A 21,112-nucleotide genomic window follows, 5' to 3' on the forward strand; every position below is an offset into this window, starting at 1 on the left:
ACCAATGGCACGAATAAAAGTGCTAACCCTTGAGATTATTGCTTTTGAGGTGTAAGGAATATGAGAAGAGTTGAGCTAGGTTTTACACTCTCAAATAATGCAAAGTCTCTTAGCACTATCCCCTACACCCTGACAAAGGCGAGGTTTCACTTTTTCTTTGTGCTATTCAGTTATATACAAATCAGCGATAACAACCATAGAGCTACAGCTAAGGCAATTTTAAGAAAAGAAAAAAGCATGAGTACAACACGCAAAATTCGTTTAGGTGCATTCATTCAAGCTACCGGACATCATGTCTCTGCTTGGCGACACCCCAATTCACAAGCAGATGCTGGACTGAATTTTGAGCATTACAAAGAAATTACCCAAACTGCCGAACGCGGCTTATTCGATGCAGTTTTCTTAGCAGATAGTCCAGGAGTCTGGGGCGGCGCTCCAGAAACTCAGCATCGCAATGGTAAAATTGCCCATTTTGAGCCTGTCACCCTCTTTTCGGCCTTGTCTTCTGTAACCCAAAACATCGGCTTCATTTCCACCGCTTCGACCACTTATGAAGAACCCTATACCTTGGCACGTAAGTTTGCTTCCCTAGACTACTTGAGTAAGGGTCGGGCCGGATGGAATGTAGTCACAACAGGCAATGAAAATGCTGCACAAAATTTCGGCCTTGAGCATCACCCGGAACACAGCCAGCGTTATGAACGAGCTGAAGAGTTTGTGGAAGTGGTGAAAGGTCTATGGGATAGTTGGGAAGACGATGCTTTCATCCGTGACAAAGAATCTGGTACTTATTTCGATCCAGAGAAACTGCATACATTGAACCACAAGGGCAAATATTTCTCTGTAAAAGGCCCTTTAAACGTTGGTCGTCCGCCCCAAGGCTACCCGGTGATTGTTCAGGCTGGAGCCTCGGAATCGGGACGGGACTTAGCCGCACGCACTGCTGAGGCAATTTTCACTGCTAATCAAACCTTAGCTGATGCTCAGGAATTTTATGCTGACATCAAAGGTAGGCTAGCACAATATGGGCGATCGCCAGACGATCTCAAAATCATGCCTGGTGCTTTCCCAATCATTGGCCGTACCGAAGCAGAAGCTAAGGAGAAGTACGAATTTCTGCAATCGTTAATTCATCCCGATGTTGCCTGGGGAATTTTAAAGAACTATTACAAAGGTGTGGATTTGTCAAAATATTCTTTTGATGATCTAGCTCCCGAACTACCCAGCGACACCAACACTAACAAAAGTCGTCTCAAACTAGTCAAAGATTTAGCTACTCGTGGCACTCTGACATTGCGCCAGTTGTATCTCTCTCTTGCTACCGCACGAGGACATCGCACCATACTCGGTACTCCTGAAACCATTGCCGACCAGCTTGAAGAATGGTTCAACAACGGTGCAGCAGATGGTTTTAATATCATGCCACCAATCCTTCCCACAGGATTGGATGACTTCGTTAACCTAGTCGTTCCCGTCCTGCAAAAACGCGGACTGTTCCGTACTGAATATGAAGGCAGTACTTTGCGTGAAAATTTGGGATTGCGTCGTCCGGCCAATCGTTTTGCCGCGAAACAATTAGATGAAAGATTGGTATTAGCGTAAACGACTTTTCATATCTGCACTGTGCTTGGATGTAGCGTAAATGAATTTTTCATGGATGCTTAAGCCATACCTTTTAAACTGTACCTTCTGTAGATCGCCGCCCTACAGAAAATTCTAGAGAGACGGCGATTTATCGCCGTCTCTACAGGAAATGTATTTGTTAATAGATGCTGAAAAAAACCTGTAATTTTTGTGCCGTAGGCAAGGAAAAAACATGACTGACTATAGCCGATTGAAGACTTCACGCTCTGCTGCAATTAGAGCAACCCTTGATTATCCAGTAATCGATACCGATGTTCATACTAATGATTTCACCCCAGCTTTTGAGGATTACATCGCTAAGTACGGCGGTGTGAAACTCGTAGATGAGTTACGTAAGACGGAAGCTTCTCGTCTTAACTCCAAGAGCAACGGTAAAGACTGGTATCAACAAACTCCTGAAGAACGTCAATATAATCGGACAATCCGATCGCCTTGGTGGGCTAGAGTTACTAAAAACACATTGGATCTCGCTACTTACACCCTCCCCGGACTCCTCTATGAGCGTCAGGCAGAGCAAGGATCGGACTATTCTGTACTGTTTCCCAATAATGTTTTAGCACCAGCTGGAGCGAGTGCAGAGAATCGTCAAGCATTGCAACGTGCGGTCAATCATTATCATGCTGATATTTACCGGAAATATAGCGATCGCTTGACACCGGTAGCTGGTATCCCCTTAACTACTCCCCAAGAAGGCATTGAGGAGCTAGAGTTTGCTGTGAAAACACTGGGTTTAAAAGTGATTAATATCACTGGCGGTGTGAAACGGCCAATCAAAGCGATCGCTGATAAATATCCAGCCGATAAATTCCCTGAAATCGCCAAGTATGCTTCTTATATCGACTTCTACGGATTAGATAGCGAATACGACTACGATCCATTCTGGGCCAAAGTTGTGGAACTAGGAGTACCCGTCACCACCCATTACGGCAGTCAGGGTTGGACTGGTCGTTCCTCCATCAGTAATTACATGAACAACCATATCGGCCACTTCGCCGATGGTTCGGAAGCATTTGCCAAGGCGCTGTTCTTCGGCGGTGTTACCAAGCGTTTTCCGCAGTTGCGCGTAGCAATGCTGGAAGGTGGTGCAGATTGGGGTGCGCGCGTCTACATTCATTTGGTAGATCGTTTCTCCAAGCGCAATATCAAAGCACTGCAAAACTACAATCCGGCGTTGACAAATGCCGATGAGTTGTTTGAAATATTTGAGCGCTACGGTGCAGAAATTACTCAAGGACATTCCCTTGATAAGGATGAATTGACCAAGACTGTACTAGGAGCTTCATTCAGCCGTTTTAGCCGTGCGCCGATTGGTAGCGAATTGGAGGATTTTGCCGCAGCAGGTATTGAAACCATTGAAGACATCCGCGATCGCTGGGTGAACAGTTTCTTCTTTGGTTCTGAGTCTGACGATCGCACGATCGCTACGGCATTCAATGACAAAGCCAATCCCTTGGGAGTCAAGATCAACGCCATCTATTCCTCCGATGTTGGTCACTGGGATGTGCCAGACTTGACTTCCCCCTTGGCTGAAAGCTGGGATCTCGTGCAAGAAGGCGTCCTGACCGAAGCCGACTTTAAGTCCTATGTATTCGCTAATCCTTACAAGTTTTATACCCAAGCTAACCCCGAATTCTTCAAAGGTACAGCGATCGAATCGAAAGTAGGTAACACCGAATTTAAACAAGTGGACAAGAACCTAGTGGTGGCATGAAGAGTACTGAGTAAAGAAGTGAGATTCCCTACTTTTTTACTCAGCACCGTCTGCGCTTGAGCTGTTGAGCAGGGGAGAGTTCTTGTACAAGTTTCTTTCCCCTCTGCCCCTTCTCCCCCTCAAGAAGAGTGAGAAATGCGGGTTTCACGACACTAACAATGGTTTCTCGCCTGTTTCTGTCAATGCCAAAATGCCCAAAACTAACTTGTAATATTCTGTGAGTTAGGCTACTGGCTTGCCTGACTCACAGAATATTAATATCTTCTAGAATCATGAACATAATGCTTTTTCTCAAGTCAAAACCGAACTTTTTCACCAAAATTTAGTTGACTTATGTCAGATTATCGCAAAGAAATCAGAATTTGTTTTATTGGTGAATCCTTTGTCAATGGCACAGGCGATCCAGAGTTTCTGGGTTGGACAGGTAGAGTGTGCCGCAGTGCTCAATCCAGAGGATACGCTATCACCCATTACAATTTGGGGGTGCGGGCAGAGACGAGTCGGTATCTCGAACAACGTTGGTACTCGGAAGTCTCCTATCGTCTCCCAAGAGAATTTGATGGTCGAGTAGTGTTTTCCTTTGGGGCAAACGATTCAGGATGGGCGGGTAAACAGCAAGGAATCGAACTGTCAGAGTCGATCGCAAATGCTCGCAGCATCTTAAGCCAAGCAAAGCAACTCTATCCGATCTTGATGGTTAGTCCGCCACCCTGTGGTGATGTCGATCAAGAAAAAAGAAATCAAATTCTTGCAAATCTCTCAGAGGAATTCGCGTTGGTTTGCGATCAACTAGATGTTCCGTATCTTGATGTATTTTCTAGTTTGGTGAAGTCACCCATCTGGCTAGCAGAAGCAAAAGCTAATGACGGCGCTCACCCAAAAGCTGCTGGTTATACAGAATTTGCTGCGATCGTCCAAAACTGGGAAGGTTGGTTAAATTGGTTCACAGCTTAAAAATACCGAAATCGGGCTAATCATGGGTTAGTTAATATGTTTTATAGAAAATAGCATTAAGAAAAGCTATTTGTTGGGGTGAGGTAAGAGTTATGAAATCTTTGTGCTGCAAGACGTAATGGTTTTTATTTTCTTTTCCTCCTGCCATTCGTCCTATAGATTTTTAGTTCTGCGTTAGCGTTCGCGTAGCGTCTCGTAGAGAAGCGGGGCGGAACGCACGTCGCATTCTATTTAAAAATTTCCACACTTTCTCAATTAACAACATCTTTATGACCTTAGCAACTACTAATCTCGGTAAAACTGGATTGACCGTTTCGCGCCTCTGTCTCGGTACCATGACCTTTGGTTTGCAAACCGACGAAGAAACTTCCAAACACATCCTCAACACTGCTGCTGATGGCGGAATTAACTTTTTGGATACAGCCGACGTTTATCCCCTCGGCGGTGGGCTTGCTACTGCTGGACGCACCGAAGAAATTGTTGGGCGCTGGCTCAAAGGCAAACGCGAACATTTTATTTTAGCTACCAAGTGCGTCGGCCGAGTTGGCCCTGCACCTTGGGATCAAGGGGCTTCCCGGAAACATATTTTGGATGCGATCGATGCTTCTCTGCGGCGGCTGGGAACCGATTATATCGACCTCTATCAGTTGCACTCTGACGATGCCTCTACCCCCCTCGATGAAACTTTGGAAGCATTGGATACAGTGGTTCGTGCTGGCAAGGCGCGCTACATTGGGGTTTCCAACTTCTTAGCTTACCGACTCGCCCGCGCCTTGGGTCGTGCTGAAACACGCAATTTAACCAAATTCGTCTCAATTCAGCCCCGCTACAACCTGTTATTCCGTGAAATTGAGCGAGAACTGTTGCCTCTGGCGAAAGAAGAAGGACTGGGTGTAATTTCCTACAATCCCTTGGCGGGCGGTTTGCTCACAGGTAAACACATTCTTGCTCAAGGCCCCACTTCCGGTACGCGTTTTACGCTAGGTGCTGCCGCAGAACGTTATCAAGATCGTTACTGGCACGATCGCGAGTTTAATACTGTCGAAGATTTACGCACAGTAGCGGATCTGGCTGGATATTCCCTTACCACCTTGGCAGTAGCTTGGGTTTTATCTAATCCGATTATCACTGCCCCCATCATTGGCGCTAGCCGACCAGAACAACTTGCTGACAGCCTTAAGGCGGTAGAACTAAAACTTGACGACAATTTGAAACAAAAGTTAGACGACATAACCGCCGAATATCGAAGAGGTGATTCCCTGCGTTAGTTTCTATTTTTGAAGAAGAATTCAGAAGTCAGAATTCAGGAGTCAGAATAAATCAGTGGGGGATTGGGACCTGCCACTGATTATAGACCACCAAATCTACGATTTGGTGGGGTCTTAAACCCCTGCAATTTATCCGCCAGTTGCATAGAATTCAATTCTGAATTCTGGCTCCTGACTCCTGAATTCTGTTCTGATAAAAAATGATTTTCATAATTACGAATTACGTTAGCGCAGCACTAGCGATGTAGGAGCGTCATTAGGAATTGGTATTAGACGTTTGCAAACCGGAATCATGACAAAAAAGACCAGAAAATCCAAATCCTTTCAACGTGCTGGTGATACACCAGATTTGCCATCAACTCCATTCAGGTTCATTTGCTATTTCGTTAACCAGTTTCGCTGGTGGTATCTGCTAGCAGTTATCTTGGAGATTATACACGCAACCTGTGGTATCTTGTTGCCTTATGCTATTGGCGAGATAATTCGGGGCGTGACGCGATCGACGGGCGACAGCAAGCCCATTTTTGATGCCATGAAGCAACCCCTAATGTTATTCATCGGCTTGAGTGTAGGTGAAGTGATATTTGGGCGCTCGGCTGGACTCTTACAGACGATTCTCCATCCAATCCACCGACAGCACATTGTGCGATCGCTATATGCCTACTTACAACACCATTCGCATCGCTACTTCAGCAGCAGTTTTTCTGGGGCATTGGCACATCGAATTGGCGAAACTTCTCTAGGTGTTACCCAGACGATGCAAATGATGATTACTGAATTTATGCCAGTAATTGTTGTGTATGCCGTCGCCACAACGATACTGTATCGCGCCTATCCTCCGCTAGCTGCACTTGTGGGGATATGGGCAGTTCTCTTCATCTGTATTTCCTTCTGGCTGGCAACTCGCTGCCGAATTTACTCCCGGAAAGCCGCAGCCGCCAGAAGTGAGACAACTGGTATCATCGTAGATGCGGTAACAAATCTCACTAGTAGCCGATTGTTTGCTCGCTTGGGTTTTGAACGACGCTATTTGAATGAGCAATTAGGACGGGAAATCAAACAGGTAAGAAAATCCAATTGGTATTCGGAGCGAATTCGTTGGTTTCAGTTCATCTCGGCAGCCATTCTGAAAATCAGCACTTTGTATTACTCACTCTCTCTCTGGAGTCAAGGAAAAATCGCTACTGCTGATTTCGTCGTCGCAACCAGCCTGTCGCTGTTAATCATCAGTGAAGCCCGCAATTTGAGCCGCCGTTTTCTGGAATTTTTTGAACATATTGGTAATGTTGCCAATGGTGTTTTTGTCATCGTTCAACCGCACGAGTTAGTTGATCGCGATCGCGCGATCGCCCACTCAATCACTCAAGGTAAGATTGAGTTTCGACGGGTGAATTTCAACTACACAGAAGAAAAGAAAGTTTTCACCAACCTTTCTGTTTCCATCCAACCAGGACAGCGTGTTGGACTAGTGGGTTTCTCTGGTTCGGGAAAATCGACCTTTGTCAATCTGATTTTGCGTTTGTTCGACCCTCAATCTGGAGAGATTACTATTGATGGGATCGATATTCGAGACATGACTCAGGATGCTCTACACGCTCAAATCAGTTTGATTCCTCAAGATCCGTCTCTGTTTCATCGCACTTTGCTAGAAAATATTCGTTACGGACGCTTGGATGCAACCAATGAGGAAGTAATAGAGGCTTCACGAAAAGCTCATGCTCACGATTTCATCGTCCAAAGTCAAGAAGGTTACAATTCTCTGGTGGGCGAACGTGGTGTTAAGTTGTCTGGAGGACAGAGACAACGGATTGCGATCGCTCGCGTAATTCTCAAAGATGCGCCGATTCTGATTTTAGATGAAGCCACCTCTAGCCTCGATTCAATCACAGAAAAAGCGATCCAAGATACCCTGGATTTAGCAATGAATGGGAAAACGGTGATTGTGGTAGCTCATCGACTATCTACCATCGTCCATCTCGATCGGATTCTGGTGTTCGACAAAGGTCGGATTATCGAAGATGGTTCCCACGACAAACTACTAGCACTCGGCGGCGCTTACCACAGGTTATGGAAAATGCAAGCAGGTGGATTTCTCCCGGAAAATCTCGGCGAGGAACCCATACGCGAGTTTCGCACTGGCACAGATAACGTGCAAAAGGGAATGCTTGCTTGACATTTGCCGCTACTTAAGGTTTCTTTGCAAATTCAATTCAAGAATTGTCCAAGAAAGAGTCTACAAAACTAAAGTAATGTAATTGAAGTAGGGTGTGTTATCGCGTAGCGTAACGCACCCTACGTATATTTCAAAAATTATAGCAAGGGAAGGGGGTAAGATTTTAAGTTTTCCCCCAATATATCGGCTACGGTGTATACACAAGTCTGAAATAGTTTACTCACCTGGTTTTTCGCGTCACTTTTACCCCACCCTAACCCTCCCCTTTCTAAGGGGAGGGAACTAGTCTTGTTTCCCCCCTTTCTAAGGGGGGATTAAGGGGGGTAATTTGACTTGTGTATACACCGTAGCCTTTATTAAGAGGGGATTAAGGGGAGTCTATTCGACTTATGCAAGAGGTTTAATGACTAATGACGGTCAATGTGATCGCAAACCGTCTTTATGAGGATAGCTTGGCGCAAACAGCATCAATTTTCGCTAATTACTGCTGTAAGTTAACCTGGTAGAGAAACAGAAAGTGCGATCGCAATCAGCTTAGAAGAATTGAATTTACCTTAACAGTGTTGTTGTTTTTTGAAGAGTGACAACAACAAACATACTAGTCCCATTACTACCAACGACACTGAAGAAGCAGATTCTGGCACAGACTGAGGGTTTTGCACAGGCTGGTAATTGATGAAATTTCCTTGAATTGGGCTGAGTGATGCCAAAAGTTGCTCAATATCCTTAGATATATCAGTGTCATTCCCAACACTTTTAGAAGAGATGAGGCGGTTAAAGGTTTGGCTACTTGATACATCAAAATCTCCTGTAAACCCAAGAAAATTTTGACCTATTTTACCTATAAGAGAGTCAATCAGATTGTTAACATCAGTTTTGATCCCTAATGGGGATAACTTTAAACTGCTGAGATTATTGACGTTTCCAATCGTTGTGTTATCAGTCTTTGTTAACCAATTGCCATTACCAATAATTTCATTTCCATTAGTAAAAACCCAGTTACCATTACCAATAATTGTGTTATTAGTGCCAAAGTCCCAATTGCCGTTTCCAATGGTTGCGTTGTCACTGCCGAAGTGCCAATTACCATTACCTAATGTTGAATTCTTACTTCCGTTGTCCCAATACCAGTTGCCGTTACCAAGGGTTGTGTTATCCTTGCCAAATAGCCAGTTGCCGTTACCGATAGTTGCGTTGTTATTATTAAAGTTCCAGTTCCCATTACCAATGGTTGCACTGTTACTGCCATTATTCGAGTTAAAATTACCAATAGTCGCGTTATTACTACCAGAGTCCTTATTACCATTCCCAACCGGTGCGTTGCTCTGATTAAAGGTTTGACTACCTGAATTAGATGTATTGCCAGTGTTACTAAAGGGTATATTGTTACCAAGGACTTCTTTCAACGGATCGAAAGGCGATTGTTGAAGCAAACTTCCACCACCTGCGATCGGATTGCTGTTACCTGCAAATGGGTTGGTAGCCCCACCTGCGATCGGATTACCGTTACCTGCAAATGGGTTGGTAGCCCCACCCGCGATCGGATTGCTGTTACCTGCAAACGGATTGGTAGCCCCACCTGGAATGGGATAACCACTGCCTGCAAATGGGTTACTACCTCCTGCTAATGTGTTATCAATACCCTTGAAATAGTTATCACCTAGAACTAACTTTAATCGCTCAAAGATTAATTTCTGAAGCCCACTTCCACCATCACCTGCAAACGGGTTAATACCGCCACCTGGAATCGAATTGCTACCATTACCTAATAACAGATTGCTACCACCCGTCAACAGGCTGCCCTTAACAGCAGACAAACTGTCATTGGCAGCAAAGGAATTACCGCTATATAGGTTGCTAGCGCCACCTGCATTTAGGGGATTAACTCCACCATTAATGGGATTGACAGCAGACGCTTCCATTGGCACTAATTCTCCTATTTATTAGTTAAAAAGTTATGGGATCTTCAGTACTTCTTATACCAATTATGAATTTGCTAAACCCAAAATCTCTCTAAAATAAAGGCTTTAATATCTTACTGTCAAACTAACAGAAAATATTGCACAAGCCTTTACCTGACAAGAGTTTCAGGGCGTAAAATAGCAAACTAGTACAATAAGGCAGAAGGCACATCAGCGATAATACACGCTTTTCTGGTTTATCGAATAATATGTTTATTTGCACCAAGCTGTACTAGCATACTATGTACTGAAGAACTTATCATTGTTCCCTTGTATTTATCTGCTGATTTTCGCAAATATTGTATTAAGCGAAGGGGGTTTGTCCACCAGTAGGAAATGGCGAGGTTTGTCCACCAGTAGGAAATGGCGAGGTTTGTCCATCAGTAGGAAATGGCGAGGTTTGTCCACCAGTAGGAAATGGCGAGGTTTGTCCACCAGTAGGAAATGGCGAGGTTTGTCCACCACCCACTTCCTTGTCAAGCTTTGAGTTAACTAGCTTGTCAATAGTAGCCCTCAAAGTGAACCCGTCCGGTATTTCAGTTGTGCTAATACCATAGGTCTGGCTGCTACTACCAGTCAAAGGGTCGCTGCCACTACCTTGGTTTCCGCCACCTATGGATGGGCTGCCACCACCTGTGGATGGGATACCGCCGCCTGCAAATGGATTGCCACCACCTGCGGATGGGATACCACCACCTGTGGATGAGCTACTACCGCCTGCAAATGGATTGCCACCACCTGCGGATGGGCTACCACTAACTTTGGATGGGTTTACACCGCCTGCAAAGATATTCCAGAAGTTGTCGCCAGCGAAAGGATTACCATTGTAGGGTAAATCAGGCTGATTACCACCAGCAGCACCACCACCAAATGGGCTACCGCCACCTTCTCCATTACCAACACCACTGAATAGATTTTTGACGCCTTCCTTACCAACAACTTCTTCCAAGCGACCAAAGGGTGATTGTTCAATCGGATTGCTCCCACTAGTAGAGGAGTTACCGCTACTGCTATTACTCAAATTTTCTGCCATTAGGATTAATCCTCTTATTATTTTGATGAAAGTTTTGCTAGCATCACAACATAAGATAGACAAAATATAAGTCTATTTTGTCTATTTTATTGTTATCTTTTTTTTAGCAAAACTAGTTAGTAGTTATTAGATTATTTGGTTATCTTTGTTAAATGGAGATAATCAATTTTTTCTCACTACTACTTACACTTTACAATGTATAAGATTGACTTTTGAAGTACAATGAAAAATATTTTGATATCTCGATCAAATTTGTAGATATTTTCAGACAAAAATTCAAAAAATAACTAAAACTTTTTGGATAATAAAATTTAATTTTGATTAATGATTATATTGCAATGAATAATCTTTTGATCAATTTACCAAATTTTGAGATATTTAATTTCTCTGCGTTTATATGAGGCATATCATTTTTATCCGCCGTAATAGCGCAAAAATAATAACAATAAATAGCACGGGTACTTATAGCCTACAAGGAGTAAGTCGGCACAATAAAAGCAAACGATGTGAAAAAATGAAATAAGGTTTAAACGCTTTTTCTCCTTGCCTTATGCCCCTACTTCTTGGCTTATTTCAACAATGATTATTTACGCCGACCTACTTATCTTACATCATATTAGTACCATTACCAAGTGTAGTAAAAAAGGTTTAGGTACAGGGATTACTTCAGATAAATCAGCAAATTCAATCCCGGAATTGTACGCGAAAGTGTCCACAAAACTAGGGTGATGTAAATTGAACCCAAACTCCATTGATACCAAGCAAGTGCAGAGATGATACCTGGTAAGTGTTCGTCTCGCAGGCGAATGTCGTTAAATCCTAATTTAACTAGATTGTTGAGACTAAAATCATAGTAGTTGAGCCAGTTCCAACGGCGATCGCACAATAAGGGCATATATCGTTCCCGAAATGTCTCATTCCTTGGTATCACTGGCAAACGTCCAATCAATAATCGTAACTGGCGAAATGTGCCGTCTTCTGTGAAGTAAGAAACGTCCATTAAGCCATGATAACGACCTTGTTGATAAAGTCGGATTAATAAAGCCATTGGGACGGGGACAATAATTATAAAAAGACACCCCAATGTCAGCCAAGGTTGTTGGGCATTGCGAAAAATCGCTAGTAAGCTGAAGAATTCTAAAACGCTAAAACTGACTAATATTGAAATGGTTTCGTAAGATGTGGGAATAATTGGTACGGGATGCAGCCGACGATAGCGATCCACTAACCAAAATAGTAAGCCGAAATAAGCGATCGCTAATCCTCCTACGCCAAAGACTAACCAAAAATTTGTACCATAGCCACTCAATAACAGCAATACATTCAACGCCAACCAACTCCAAGCTTGCAATAACCATCCACCGATAGAAAGGGTTTCGCCAACAATTAAGCGATCACTCAGTTGGGTATATTTTTCTAAATCGATGTCTGCGATGGTGAGTAACTCACTACTGTTGCGAAAGGATTTTAGCAGACGACGCTGGGCGATCGCTTGGGCTTGAGTTGCCGAAAAACCCAGATTAATCAAACTTGCAACAGAAGCACTATTAATATTTATAGCCGTCAAACGATGGCCAAACTCTATTAATCGCAGTCGTTGTTTTGTGTATTCCAGTTCATTAGCATCAGCAACTTGCTGTTGTTGACGGAAATTTTGCCCCAAGTTCCGCAAGACGTTTTGATTACCTTGCAATGTTGGGATGCAGAACATCTGACCAATCTCACCAGGATTACCTAAAATTTTCGCTTGGTTGGAGTTAAAAGTTAAACCAGATACGCTTAAACAAGCTTCTTGAGTAAACCTGGCATCACTAAAATCTGCTTGGTTAAGAATGTTCGCAGCTTGCAAATTTACCAACTGGTTAAACTCTGCTTCTCGGAAGCTTACAGCTTGCTCAAAAGTCACTTCTGTTAAAAGGAGAAAATGATTAAAGTTTCCTTTAGTAAACTGGGCTTGATTGGCAAAATACACTTCAGAAAAATCAGCATTCCCTTGCCATTGCACGCTACTGAATTTAGCCAACTGTTTAAAAATTGCTTGGTTGAAGTTAGCAGTATTCTCAAAGAAACTGCCTTGAAAATCAGCGTTTTCCCGACATTTAATTTTTTTAAAATTAGCTTTTTCAAAAAATATACTACCCTGAAAATTGCTTGTTTGCTGGAAGTTAGCATTAGTAAAATTAATGGGACGAGCAAATCTGGTTTCAGTCCAGTTTGTGGGTTGGAGAAAAGTTGCACCTTGGGCATCTACAGACTGAAGAAAAAATGTATTGGAGAACTTCACTTCGCCGTTGAAGCGAGTTTGCACCAGTGTTAAGACACCACGAAAGACAATGATTTCACTGTATGGAGTTGATTCTGTTCCCAGAAGCGATCGACAATCTTTGGAGTTGGGTAAAGCGATGGCGAGTGACTCTAGACAAACGAAGCGCAAACGTTCTAGTTTTTCTTGTTCGGTAGGAGTGAAAATGGGTGCAATGGCTTTTGCATACAAAGGTGTTCTTAAACCCAAATCGCTGCCGATAAAATCCCCTAGAATTAAAGCATTGCTGAGGTCTAAACCTAGAGGTTTTGTACCGAGTTCTTTTCGCAGTAATTGGTAAAAGGCATCACGAAAGGTGGCGTTTTCTGGGCGTAAATCAATCGCCATGTTTTGCAAATCTACGGTTAAATTTCCTTCGCGGAGTGTGGGTTTGCGTAGTCGTTCTTGCAATAATTTTAGAGTTAGAGGTGTGCGTTCTGGTTGTGTTTGTGCTGCCCAAGCAGGTAGGGGGAGGAAGAGGAGAAGTAAAACGCAAAGGAACGCAAAGGGAAGCGCAAAGGTACGCAGAGAGAGTTTTTTGGGTATCTTTGCGTTTAACTTTTGGGTGTATCTGTGTTTAAAGGATAAATTATGCAAATTCGTCGCTAATCAGCAAAACAATTTTACCTGTCACAGTACCGCTTTCAATCAGTTGGTGGGCTTTAGCTGCTTCTTTTAAGGGAAATTTGTGGCTTACATGGATTTTTAATTTGCCTTCATCGATCCAGGTGGCAGATTGTTCGAGAATTTCTGCATGATGGTGGAGGCTTTCTTGTAATCGTAGCAATGCTGGTGCCAACATGAATTCTAAACCAATGCGGAGGTTGCGAGTTCTAGCAGTTTTCCAAACAGTATTGGCATTTGGTTCGAGAATGGTAACAATATCGCCATAGACGCGCACTGCGGGAAAGGTTTTGTGAAAGGTTTCGCCGCCTACGGTATCAAAAGCCAAGTCTACGCCTTCGCCGCCAGTCCAATCTAATACCGCTTGCACAAAGTCTGTTTGTTTGTAAAAAATTATATGGTCAGCACCGAGTTCTTTGACGAAATTAGCTTTTTCCTCAGAACCTACTGTGGTGGAAACAGTAGCACCTTTGAGTTTCGCTAATTGAATTGCTACATGGCCAACACCACCAGCACCCGCATGAATCAAAACCCGTTCCCCAGGTTCTAATCGTCCGCGTTCATATAAAGCTTCCCAGGCGGTGATTAATACTAAAGGCGCTGCTGCTGCTTCGGCAAAGGATATAGAGGCGGGTTTACGTGCCACAAATCGCTCGTCTACAACGGTATATTCAGCGTAATTTCCTTGGTGTGCGCCCAAGCCACCATAGCAAAAATATACTTTATCACCTGCGCGAAAACGCTGCACGCCAGCACCTACAGCTTCCACGATACCTGCACCATCACATCCTAAAATTGTTGGCGTGCGATCGGGGTAGAAACTGCCTCGACTACGAAGTTTAGTGTCAATGGGGTTAATGCCAGCCGCCACCAAACGCACTAAAAGTTCAGTATTGTCTACAGGAACAGCAGGGTTTGGCACATCCTGTACTTGCAGAACTTCGGGACTGCCAGCTGCTGTCATTAAGACTGCTTTCACAACTATTTCCTCCTTAGTTTTAGATGCACACTCTTATGCAACTTTAGCGTAAGAGGGTGGATACAGAACTATGTTTGGGGAAAACTGCGATTTTTGACGATAAGGTGCGATCGCCCTACATCTATAATTCAACAAAAAACTGGTTAATGAAGCTTTGAAGATTATCGATTATCCCTTAATTGCTGCTAAATTCAAGGTATGTAATATTTGTTTATTCTTCACTCATAATTGAGCGATTTTGTAAAGTCGCCAAACTCCTACTTCAGTATGGCGACAGCGCGATTAACAGATCGGGTAAATTAAGATAAGTAAAGAAAACGCTTTGAACTAAATGGCAGATATAAGCTTACAAGAAATTTCTACTCAGTTAGAAAGTCCGAATTTACGCGATCGCATGGTAGCCCTTGCTAATCTGCGTCACGTTGCGGCTGAGGATGCAGTACCTTTGATAAAAAAGGTACTAGACGACGAGTCTTTGCAACTGCGATCGATGGCAATATTTGCTCTAGGAATCAAGCCAACGCCAGAATGTTATTCGATTTTGGTAAAAATTCTCGAAAATGACCCTGATTATGGTATGCGTGCTGATGCCGCCGGAGCTTTAGGATATTTGGGTGATGGCAGAGCCTTTGAGGTGCTTTCACGGGCATTTTATGAAGATACTGATTGGTTAGTACGTTTTAGTGCAGCTGTCTCTCTAGGTAATCTTAAAGATCCCCGTGCCCATCAAATTCTTGTTCAGGCATTGGATAGTAAAGAAGTCGTGTTGCAACAAGCTGCAATCTCTGCACTGGGAGAAATTCAAGACATCGAATCTGTAGATAAGATCCTGCGCTTTGCCGAATCAGATGATTGGTTAGTAAGGCAGCGTTTAGCAGAAGCCTTGGGAAATCTTCCCACTCCTAAGAGTGTCTCAGCTTTAAAATATCTAGAAAAAGATAATCATTTTAACGTTGCTGAGGCAGCCAGAATCGGCCTTAAGAAGCTTGAGGAAATAGGCAATCAAGCTTAATATGAAAGCTTCCTGCTACCTTTTAATAAAAATTAAGTGGCAATTTTAGCATTTTAATGCAGGGTAATTTCATTCATGAATATTGAAGAGTTTTTTCAGTTAAGTGCTGGTAAATGGTTTTCTCACCGTACTAGTCAACATTTGGCTTTTAACCAATCGGAACATAGCAAATCAGATATCATCATTGAGGCGCTGGCAGTAGATCGTCCAGAAGCAGTTAAGCTGTGTCAAAGTTATAATATTAATCCTAGTTCTGCTTCCTGTGCTACCAAAATTACCTGGAACGGCACAATGGACAAGGAGCAAACAAAACATAGTGGTTCAACTGTGTTAGTTTCGGTACCTGATGCAGATAATCCGACTCAAGGTAGGTTACTTAGAGAAATAGTTGATGCTAATAAAACTCCAGTTGCCGGACGCTATAAAGTTGATAGTGATGGTGCTTTGATCCTAACTACAGAGGATGAAAACATCTTCTCAGAAGAACGCTTGTGGTTTGCTAGCCCCAATTTGCGAATGCGGGTAAATGTCCTCAAGAGTTCTGGTGGATTTAGTATCACTTCCTTCACTTCTGAGATTCGTATGGGTGGCTTTCCACCCCCTGAGAAAGTTTCCGAGGCGGCTAATTCAGTATCTAGTTAGTTTGATCGTAAGATATTCCCCCCGTTTTTGGGGGGGATTAAGTAGAGATGAGTTACTATTAGGGAAAGTTTTTATTAAGCTTGTAATACTTTAAACCACTTATTTAAAACTGTACTGATGGTTTTCTTAATCTGATGCTTGCGACTCCATTTTTGGAATGCCATTTCATACTCTTCGCCTTTAATTTGAAAGGTATTCCAGACATCAAGGGCTATAGGCAATCCGCAGAATAGTAAAATGTACAGCGACCAAGAAATTCCGCCACTAGTAACTAAATTAAGCAGTATAAAAAAGCCATTGAAAATTGCATATTTGCTTAGACGCTTCTGAAATCTTCTGATGCGGTAGGCGTCAAAAGCTTTTCGCTGTTGAACTTGACCCTGTTGTAATACCCAATCATGTTCTGCTAATTTTAAAGAATCAGGTGAGATTTCTAACTCAGCAGCAATTTCTAATATTTGCTCATAAGAAAATTCTGCATCTTTATCATCAGCTTGACGAGCGATCGCTAAGTGCAAAATTTGTTGGACATCTTCTTGGCTATACGAGCGGATGCTTTGAGGTTCAAACGCCGTCATAATTTTTTATCTTATATTACTTTTAATATATTTTAAGCAGCTAGACCAGTACTATTTCCATTATTCTTAGATTAACAAATCTAGATGCTGTCCGGCATTAGAATGTATGGGATTTTTAACTTTGGGCATTGGGTATAGGGCATTGGGCACGGGGCATGAGAAGAGACAAAGGAGAGAGTTTCAATAATTTCCCTTTGTCCCCCTTGTCCCCCCTGCTCCCTTGCTCCTCTGCTCCCCTGCTCCCCTGCTCCCCTGCTCCCCTACTTCCCACCAATATAAAAACTCTCCAAACATCCAGATATTATCAAATGCAGCAGAGCATAATAACGAAATAACAAGTATTAACAAGGATGTAACTCAATGGTTGAAGAAAATGGATCGATTCGTACCCTATCGGTAGATATTGGCGGTAGTGGCGTTAAAGCTATAGTTTTGGATATTACAGGGCATTCTGTAACCGAAAGAGTGCGTTTAGAGACACCCAAACCTGCGACACCAGATGTTGTAATTAATGCAATTGCTGCCTTAGCAGCAGCTCAAGGTGAATTCGATCGCGTTTCGGTAGGTTTCCCCGGTGTGGTGCGGTCTGGAGTCACGGAAACTGCGGTAAACTTACATCCAGATTGGATCGGATTTAATTTGGAAACAGCATTATCAAAACAGTTAAACAAGCCTATACGGGTGATTAATGATGCAGATATGCAGGGATTTGGAGCGATCGCTCTTGAAGGTGTTGAATTGGTGATTACTCTAGGTACGGGGTTTGGTTCGGCTTTATTTGTAGATGGTAAGCTAGTACCAAATATGGAAATGGGGCATCATCCGTTTCGCAAAGGAGAAACTTATGAGCAGCAGTTGGGGCGTGCAGAGTTAGAAAAAATTGGTGAGAAAAGATGGAATAGGCGTTTAGAAAAAGCGATCGCATCTTTGCAACATCTATTCAATTATGACTACCTTTACATTGGCGGTGGTGAAGCTGTAAAAGTGAATTTACAGCTACCATCAAATGTCAAACTTATCCCCAATATCACTGGTTTGTTAGGTGGTATTGCTTTATGGCGAGATGAAAAAAGATAAAAAGTTTTTTAATATCCGCAACTGAGAGTACTAAGCGATATCTAAATAAAATGACTGAAATTGACCTGATGATGACGGGCGTGTTAACAATAAGACAAGCATCTGGGGCTAATTTGCCACAGCAGCAATTATTTCAGATGGAAAATGACGTAAACCAGTCAAAACAGAGTCAGTTAGAGATAGCTGCTAAAGTCACACCACCTGAATTCATGCAGACAGATGGGATTTCCCAGCCTTCTGTCTTTGCGCTGAAACTAGAAAAAGAACGCATACTTCAAAAAATCAGCAAAAAGAATCTGGGACTAGTTTCTTCTAACTTAGGTAAGCCTAAGAAGTCTTTTCAGTCTGGAGATAAAGTCCGTACAAAGGCTACAGGACGGTTCCAGAAGTTTAGCAGCCAACCTTTACCGACTCTTTATTTTGGCAATTCTGGTATTGCTGTCAGAGCCTTACAACAGCTATTAGTGTCTAATGGTTATGCTGTGAGAGTAGATGGGATTTTTGGCGCACTAACAGAGACTGCTGTCAAAGCCTTTCAAAATCAGCAAAATTTAGGGGTAGATGGAATAGTTGGTCAACGAACTTGGGGTGCGTTGACAATTTAGTTATTCGTCTTTAGTCATTTGTCTTCGGCTAATGACAAATGACTAATGACAAACTAACGATACTTATGCTGCTCTAATAGCTGTTGCGCTCTTGGCTTGTAAATTAAATAGAACAAAGCCTCGATATAGCGCAATAAATCTTCCCGATTTTCCTTTGAGGTAAAGTTCCAGAAGCCATAAATTCTTGCTAACGATAAGAGCTTAGTAGTGTGAATTTTCCAAGTATAGGTACTGTAGACTCGGTCAATTCCTCGCTGGGAAATTTCGTTCCAATAGTTAGGATTTTGTTCGCATTTAGTAATAAATTCCACAATTTTTGTGGCTGTTTCCTCTAAATTTGTTGGGTTAATGTAAAATCCATTTATTTTATCTTGAATAATCTCTAATGGCCCACCAAACTGTGTGGCAAAAGTCGGTAATCCTGAAACCATCGCTTCTAAAATTGTCAAACCAAAAGCCTCAAATAAAGCAGGTTGGACAAAAATTCCCTGACGATCGGCAATGACTCGGTAAATTTCACCAGAATCGGTTTTGGAGAGACGTACACCCAACCAACGAATTTTACCGTGAAGATTGTACTTATCAATTATTTGATAAAGTTTAATAATTTCGTTGCGTTCTTCGTTGTCATCTGATTCTTCGACGCGTAACTTACCCGCTACTAAAATTAAATTGTAATGCTCTTGTAATTCTTGACTTTGACCATAACATTCAGCTAAACCTGTGAGGTTTTTGATGTGGTCAAGACGCGCCATTGAGAAGAGAGGACGCTTGTTAGGATCGTCGAGTTTGCCAAAGATTTGTGTAGGATCTTCCAGAGTAAAGAGCATTTCTGCAAGGCATTGGCGATCGCTCTCCACTCGGTCTTTATTCTGGGTGTAGGGGAAGTAATTATTTTCGTTTACTCCAGGTGGTACGACATTAAATTTGGGACTAAATAATTCAACGCCATTGGTAACATGGTACAACTCCGGCATAGTGAAGCACTTATAAGACTCATACTGTCCGATACTATCCGGTGTTCCGACAATTTCTTGGTAGGTGCTGCTAATCACAAAATTGGCAGCATTCATCGCAATTAAATCAGCTGTGAATTGCAAGGAAAAATGATATTTATCTTCTAATTCTTGCCAGTAGAGGTTGCTAAACAAGTACTTAGATTTTTCTAAAGCATGGGCAACATTGCATTGAGTAACTTTCAGCCGTCGCGCCAGCAAGAATGCTACTAAATTCCCATCAGTATAGTTTCCAACTATTAAGTCAGGTGTGCCGTGAAATTCTGCCCGTAGTTCTCTTTCGGAATCTATGGCGAAAGTTTCTAGATAAGGCCAAAACTCAAACCGAGAAATCCAGTTTTGAGTCATGTTAGGGTTAAAATCCCGCAAAGGCACTCGCAAAATCCAGGCATTTTCAGTACCAAGGACTTTTTCTAGCCGTTGATTACATAGAGTACCATCACTATTGGGAATCAAGCGGGTGAGAATAATTACCTTTGGCTGGACATTCAATTTCTCTAAACCTGCAAGCAGGACATCTTCTTGTAGCTGCTTCTCTAGGCTTTTTGCCTGGTCAAGGACGTAAACTACCTGACCGCCAGTATCAGGACGACCCAACACTCCCTCTTGCCCAAACCAACCGTGAGCCGACACTAAGACGATTCTAAAAATCATCGGCACACGAGAAATGAAGGCTTCTAGAGTCTGAGGATCGGCAGAATCAATCAATTCATCGAGAATATTTAAGGTTTCCCGCACTCGCGCTGCGGTGTTACCCCAACCCGGCTCAAAACCCATTGTTTGCAATTGTAACCGGAATTGTTCGTAAGGTTCATTATCGGGGCGATCGCTAACAAAAGTGATGGCTTTTTTAACTTGCTCGGAAAGTTCCTGCTGTGATTGAATGCGATCGTTGAGCAGCAGCTGAACACCGTTGTAGTGGTGCAGCCGCAAGAAATTTAATAAGCTATCCAGCAATTGTTTGGAGTCTTGAAATAGTTGGCTGGAAAGATAGCGGTTGAGAAATTGTACCCCTTTACCAATATTTTTGGGGTCGCGGATAACTGGGGAGTAATCATAAAACGGGCCGAAGTCCAATTCTAGCAGGCCGCCCTCATTGGGATGATATTTGTTCACCAAGCGATCGCGCAGATCCAACAAATCCTGCACCGTCATCGGCTCAAAGCTTAAGTCTGATGTCAACCAATAAACTTCTTGACTGGCAATCTTAGAACGGATGATGAAACAGAAGTTTGAGTCTTCTTGAATTATTTCCTGAGTATAGTAAATGAGTTTGCTTAACTCCGAGAAAGTATAAAAAGATTTAGGTTTTTGGGACTTAGAGCAATACTCACTATATACATTGAGTATGTCGTTCCGCAGCAAATACTTCTTTTCTTGTTGGCGTAATTCACTAATAAAGGAACGTAAATCACTTCTTTCTTCACTATCTAAGACTGCTTGAAGCAATTCAGACATAGCAACTCCACTAAATGACGATGTTTACATTGCTAATACCATATAATTTATCTGTATACATATATAGCCGTAGTC

The 21,112-nt window shown here is 42.7% G+C and carries 15 protein-coding genes; 9 read left to right on the forward strand and 6 right to left on the reverse strand.

What is annotated here, in order from left to right; genetic code table 11:
* The first annotated feature begins 237 nt into the window (after window positions 1–237).
* The 5 genes from V7K79_RS11115 to V7K79_RS11135 all read left to right on the forward strand — a co-directional run bounded on the left by V7K79_RS11115 (window position 238) and on the right by V7K79_RS11135 (window position 7,750).
* Window positions 238–1,602 carry an LLM class flavin-dependent oxidoreductase gene (locus V7K79_RS11115; protein WP_335047524.1) on the forward strand — a complete coding sequence of 455 codons (1,365 nt, stop codon included), beginning with the start codon at window positions 238–240 and terminating at the stop codon, window positions 1,600–1,602.
* Window positions 1,603–1,816: 214 nt separating this feature from the next.
* Window positions 1,817–3,355: an amidohydrolase family protein gene (locus V7K79_RS11120; RefSeq protein WP_335047526.1), complete on the forward strand. Its 1,539-nt coding sequence runs from the start codon at window positions 1,817–1,819 to the stop codon at window positions 3,353–3,355.
* A 333-nt stretch (window positions 3,356–3,688) separates the two neighbouring features.
* Complete coding sequence (locus V7K79_RS11125; RefSeq protein ID WP_335047529.1) at window positions 3,689–4,309, forward strand: GDSL-type esterase/lipase family protein; 621 nt, start codon at window positions 3,689–3,691, stop codon at window positions 4,307–4,309.
* A 269-nt stretch (window positions 4,310–4,578) separates the two neighbouring features.
* On the forward strand, window positions 4,579–5,577 hold the full coding sequence (locus V7K79_RS11130) for an aldo/keto reductase (RefSeq protein ID WP_335047531.1): 999 nt from the start codon (window positions 4,579–4,581) through the stop codon (window positions 5,575–5,577).
* Between the two features lie 292 nt (window positions 5,578–5,869).
* A complete protein-coding gene (locus tag V7K79_RS11135) occupies window positions 5,870–7,750 on the forward strand; it encodes an ABC transporter ATP-binding protein (RefSeq protein WP_335047533.1) in 1,881 nt (626 codons plus the stop codon).
* A 554-nt stretch (window positions 7,751–8,304) separates the two neighbouring features.
* On the opposite strand, the gene V7K79_RS11140 is transcribed toward V7K79_RS11135, so the two are convergent.
* From V7K79_RS11140 to V7K79_RS11155, 4 genes are all read right to left on the reverse strand, one after another.
* Window positions 8,305–9,672, reverse strand: coding sequence for a hypothetical protein (locus tag V7K79_RS11140; RefSeq protein ID WP_335047535.1), 1,368 nt, complete (start codon window positions 9,670–9,672; stop codon window positions 8,305–8,307).
* Window positions 9,673–10,015: 343 nt separating this feature from the next.
* On the reverse strand, window positions 10,016–10,744 hold the full coding sequence (locus tag V7K79_RS11145; RefSeq protein WP_335047536.1) for a hypothetical protein: 729 nt from the start codon (window positions 10,742–10,744) through the stop codon (window positions 10,016–10,018).
* Window positions 10,745–11,405: 661 nt separating this feature from the next.
* Entirely contained in the window at window positions 11,406–13,643 is a 2,238-nt protein-coding gene (locus V7K79_RS11150; protein WP_335047538.1) for a pentapeptide repeat-containing protein, read from the reverse strand.
* Window positions 13,636–14,649 (reverse strand): zinc-dependent alcohol dehydrogenase family protein, encoded by a 1,014-nt coding sequence (locus V7K79_RS11155; RefSeq protein ID WP_335047540.1) that lies wholly within the window; start codon window positions 14,647–14,649, stop codon window positions 13,636–13,638. Before V7K79_RS11155 ends, V7K79_RS11150 begins: the two co-directional genes overlap by 8 nt.
* 331 nt (window positions 14,650–14,980) lie before the next feature.
* On the opposite strand from V7K79_RS11155, the gene V7K79_RS11160 reads away from it, so the two are divergent.
* Together V7K79_RS11160 and V7K79_RS11165 are read left to right on the forward strand one after the other, a co-directional pair.
* A complete protein-coding gene (locus V7K79_RS11160; protein WP_335047542.1) occupies window positions 14,981–15,661 on the forward strand; it encodes a HEAT repeat domain-containing protein in 681 nt (226 codons plus the stop codon).
* 75 nt (window positions 15,662–15,736) lie between these two features.
* Entirely contained in the window at window positions 15,737–16,303 is a 567-nt protein-coding gene (locus V7K79_RS11165) for a phycobiliprotein lyase (protein WP_335047544.1), read from the forward strand.
* A gap of 74 nt (window positions 16,304–16,377) precedes the next feature.
* On the opposite strand, the gene V7K79_RS11170 is transcribed toward V7K79_RS11165, so the two are convergent.
* Window positions 16,378–16,881: a 2TM domain-containing protein gene (locus V7K79_RS11170; RefSeq protein ID WP_335047546.1), complete on the reverse strand. Its 504-nt coding sequence runs from the start codon at window positions 16,879–16,881 to the stop codon at window positions 16,378–16,380.
* A 360-nt stretch (window positions 16,882–17,241) separates the two neighbouring features.
* Between V7K79_RS11170 and V7K79_RS11175 the strand changes: the two genes are divergently transcribed.
* Together V7K79_RS11175 and V7K79_RS11180 are read left to right on the forward strand one after the other, a co-directional pair.
* Complete coding sequence (locus V7K79_RS11175; protein ID WP_335047548.1) at window positions 17,242–17,958, forward strand: ROK family protein; 717 nt, start codon at window positions 17,242–17,244, stop codon at window positions 17,956–17,958.
* A 50-nt stretch (window positions 17,959–18,008) separates the two neighbouring features.
* A complete protein-coding gene (locus tag V7K79_RS11180; protein WP_335047550.1) occupies window positions 18,009–18,563 on the forward strand; it encodes a peptidoglycan-binding domain-containing protein in 555 nt (184 codons plus the stop codon).
* Window positions 18,564–18,616: 53 nt separating this feature from the next.
* On the opposite strand, the gene V7K79_RS11185 is transcribed toward V7K79_RS11180, so the two are convergent.
* Window positions 18,617–21,037 (reverse strand): sucrose synthase, encoded by a 2,421-nt coding sequence (locus V7K79_RS11185; protein WP_335047552.1) that lies wholly within the window; start codon window positions 21,035–21,037, stop codon window positions 18,617–18,619.
* Window positions 21,038–21,112: the final 75 nt, after the last annotated feature.

Origin of the sequence: Nostoc sp. (genome assembly GCF_036917575.1) — a bacterium.
Lineage (GTDB): Bacteria > Cyanobacteriota > Cyanobacteriia > Cyanobacteriales > Nostocaceae > Nostoc.